Source organism: Catenibacterium sp. UBA627 (assembly GCF_002299355.1).
In the GTDB taxonomy this organism is placed as follows: domain Bacteria; phylum Bacillota_I; class Bacilli_A; order Erysipelotrichales; family Coprobacillaceae; genus Catenibacterium; species Catenibacterium mitsuoka.
In genome coordinates this window covers 1-3,264 of record NZ_DBPF01000088.1, presented here as the reverse complement: position 1 = coordinate 3,264, position 3,264 = coordinate 1, and the positions used below count along the sequence as shown (strand labels likewise).

Genomic DNA, 3,264 nt, shown 5'->3' with positions numbered 1-3,264 from the left:
ACTATACAAAAATATGTTGAAAGCCAGGGATAATAGATACGATTTACGAGGCTCCTCCCGCCACCTATTAGCAGTGGGTTTCCGCCTATGACAAACGGAAGGATTTATTTATGAATATCAATAATGAATGACAAAGAGTACGACAATCATCCATCCAACAGACATATGAACATGTCTGCATACTGCAGTATCCCATATCCCAGCTTCAAACTTATAGTTACTTACAATAGTTGGAACTTGTGTGAGTATATAGAGTAATACAGCAACCAAGATATATAATATTTTTTTCTTCATATGTTTCTCCTCTACTATGTTAGCATGCGCTAACTATACCATACTCACCTTTTTGTAAAGTATATTATAATAAATACAAATTATTTATCTTTTTCACATTAAAGAATTATTATTATCTATTCTTTTATCACCATTATAATTATGCTATAATGCAGTTGATTGGAGGCGTGCAATGGAACATCAAGTTCATGTAGGTGACATTGTTGATGTGACCATTACTGGTATTCAACCATATGGTGCATTTGCTTTATTGCCTGATGGAAGCAGCGGATTAATTCATATATCAGAAATATCTGATGGATTTGTTCGTGACGTAAATCAATTTGTCTTTTATGGAGAACAGGTTAAGGTAAAAGTCATTGATATAGATAGCGTCCATCACCAGGCAAGGCTTTCTTTAAAAGCAGTCGCGAAAAAGAGGCGTTTTCGCAAAAGAAAGTCAATCGTGGAAACACCTAAGGGTTTTAATCCACTAAGAGAAATGATGCCTCGATGGATCAGTCGAGGAATCGCAAAGGAGGAAGATGTATGATCAACGTTGATTTAAGTAAAGCTAAATTAACAGAAAGCATGGAATCATATAAGGACAGAGTCGCAGAAGTTCATGATATGATCCACAACAAAACAGGAGCAGGTAACGACTTTTTAGGATGGGTTGACTTACCTACTAACTACAACAAGACTGAAGTAGAAAACATTAAGAAAAAGGCTGCAGAATTATCTGAAGAAATTGATGTTTTATTAGTTTGTGGTATCGGTGGTTCTTACTTAGGCGCAAGAGCTGCTATTGAAGCAATCAATGGTCTTTACCCAACAAACAAGGTTCAGATCATCTATATTGGTAATACATTCTCTGCTACTTATTTAGCACAGGTTAAGAACTATGTAAAAGATAAAGAATTCGGTATTAATGTAATTTCTAAGTCTGGTACAACTACTGAAACTTCAGTTGCTTTCAGAATCTTCAAAGAATTACTTGAAGAAACTAAGGGTAAAGAAGTAGCTCAGAGAAGAATTGTTGCTACTACAGATGCTCATAAAGGTGCATTAAAGACTTTATCTGACCAGGAAGGTTATACAGAATTCGTAGTTCCTGATGATATTGGTGGACGTTATTCTGTATTAACTGCAGTAGGATTATTCCCTATCGCAATGGCTGGTATCGATGTTGATGCAATGTTAAAGGGTGCTAAAGATGCACAGGATAAATACAACAATCCAGATCTTCTTACAAACGATGCTTATCAGTATGGTGTTGCAAGACAGATGTTATTAAAGGCTGGTTACCCAGCTGAAATGTTTGTAACTTATAACTTACAGTTACAGCAGACTGCTGAATGGTGGAAACAGTTATTTGGTGAATCTGAAGGTAAGGAAGGAAAAGGTATCTTACCTACAAGTGGTACTTTCTCAACTGACCTTCATTCATTAGGACAGTTCATCCAGGAAGGTTCTAAAGTTTTATTCGAAACTGTATTAAAGATCAAAGAACCTCAGATGAACTTAGAAATCCCTAGTGATGCAGATAACTTAGATGGTTTGAACTATTTAGCTGGTAAGACAGTTGATTATGTTAACCAGAAAGCATGTGAAGGTACTATTGATGCCCATGTAAATGTTGGTAACGTACCTAACATTCAGATCACTCTTGATCATGTTGATGCATATAGCTTCGGTTATATGGTATACTTCTTCGAAAAGGCTTGTGCAATGAGCGTTTACCTATTAGGTGTTAACCCATTCAATCAGCCAGGTGTTGAAGTTTATAAGAAGAATATGTTCAAGCTTTTAGGTAAGCCTGGATATTAATAAGAAATCCCGCAATCGCGGGATTTTTTTGTACAATGTGATGAGTTTGTAAGAAATTGTGATGTTTTTCACAAAGTGTACTGGATAATCTCTTTTTAATCAGTATAATAAAAGTGAGATAATGTTAAAAAGATAGTAGTGAAGCAGAAGAAATTGTTCTTCTGTTTTCATTTTACTAGAGAGGAGACAAACATGAAGAACATTACTATTATGGGTGGCGGCGTTCTGGGATCACAGATTGCATTCCAGGCAGCATATTGTGGTTTTGATGTAACAATCTGGTTAAGAAGTGAAGGCAGTATAGGGCGTACACAGCCTAAGCTTGATTCTATCAAGCAGTCTTATATTGATGCAATCAATCTCATGGATATTGATAAATCTATCAATACATGGTGTATGGGTATTGCAGGCTATGATGATTTTGATAAGGAGAACTGCCTAGAAAAGGTAGAACGTGCTTATTCTACAATCAAGCTAGAGCTTGATATGAAAACAGCAGTTAAAGATGCTGATTTAGTCATTGAATCTATGACAGAAAATATGGAAGCTAAGAAGGATGTCTATACAAAGATGGCTCCCCTACTTCCTGATAAAACAATTCTAGTTACTAATTCTTCTACTATGCTTCCTAGTAAATTAGCTAAGTTTACTGGTAGACCTGATAAGTTCCTTGCATTACACTTTGCAAATACGATTTGGAAGAATAATATGACAGAAGTTATGATGCAGGATAAGACAAATAAAGCATGCTTTGATGAAGTCATGAAGTTTGCAAAAGAGATTAGAATGATTCCATTGCCTGTCAATAAAGAAAAGTCTGGTTACCTACTCAATTCTATGTTGATTCCATTATTATTCTCAGGTATGGATTTAATGGTCAATGGTATCTCTGATCCTGAAAGTATTGATAAAGCATGGACTTTAGGTACTGGTGCACCTAAAGGACCATTCCAGATTCTTGATACAGTAGGATTAAAGACTGCCTATGAGATTGTAGGCATGTATGTAAAGATTCCTGGTTTCCTAGCACCTTATAATTTTAAAGGTATGCATAAGATGTTGAAGTCTTATATTGATCAAGGAAAACTAGGATATAGTACTGGTGAAGGATTCTATAAGTACAAAAAATAAGTAACTAAGCTAAATAAATGCCAGGAGTTT

At 35.4% G+C, this 3,264-nt stretch carries 4 protein-coding genes; 3 read left to right on the top strand and 1 reads right to left on the bottom strand.

What is annotated here, in order from left to right:
* Positions 1–117: 117 nt before the first annotated feature.
* Positions 118–294, bottom strand: a complete 177-nt coding sequence (locus tag B2S90_RS05570) for a hypothetical protein (RefSeq protein WP_279147342.1) — start codon at positions 292–294, stop codon at positions 118–120.
* 172 nt (positions 295–466) lie between these two features.
* Between B2S90_RS05570 and B2S90_RS05565 the strand changes: the two genes are divergently transcribed.
* The 3 genes from B2S90_RS05565 (at position 467) to B2S90_RS05555 (ending at position 3,234) form a co-directional block, all read left to right on the top strand.
* Entirely contained in the window at positions 467–826 is a 360-nt protein-coding gene (locus B2S90_RS05565) for a CvfD/Ygs/GSP13 family RNA-binding post-transcriptional regulator (protein WP_055235186.1), read from the top strand.
* Complete coding sequence (locus B2S90_RS05560; RefSeq protein ID WP_055235184.1) at positions 823–2,103, top strand: glucose-6-phosphate isomerase; 1,281 nt, start codon at positions 823–825, stop codon at positions 2,101–2,103. The genes B2S90_RS05565 and B2S90_RS05560 overlap by 4 nt, the downstream gene beginning before the upstream one ends.
* A gap of 192 nt (positions 2,104–2,295) precedes the next feature.
* Complete coding sequence (locus B2S90_RS05555) at positions 2,296–3,234, top strand: 3-hydroxyacyl-CoA dehydrogenase (RefSeq protein WP_055235261.1); 939 nt, start codon at positions 2,296–2,298, stop codon at positions 3,232–3,234.
* The last annotated feature ends 30 nt before the right edge of the window (positions 3,235–3,264 follow it).

Bases quoted from the DNA above. Each gene is read 5' to 3' on its own strand.
- B2S90_RS05555 (WP_055235261.1), top strand. From the start codon at position 2,296: ATGAAGAACATTACTATTATGGGTGGCGGCGTTCTGGGATCACAGATT.
- B2S90_RS05565 (WP_055235186.1), top strand. From the start codon at position 467: ATGGAACATCAAGTTCATGTAGGTGACATTGTTGATGTGACCATTACT.
- B2S90_RS05560 (WP_055235184.1), top strand. From the start codon at position 823: ATGATCAACGTTGATTTAAGTAAAGCTAAATTAACAGAAAGCATGGAA.
- B2S90_RS05570 (WP_279147342.1), bottom strand. From the start codon at position 294: ATGAAGAAAAAAATATTATATATCTTGGTTGCTGTATTACTCTATATA.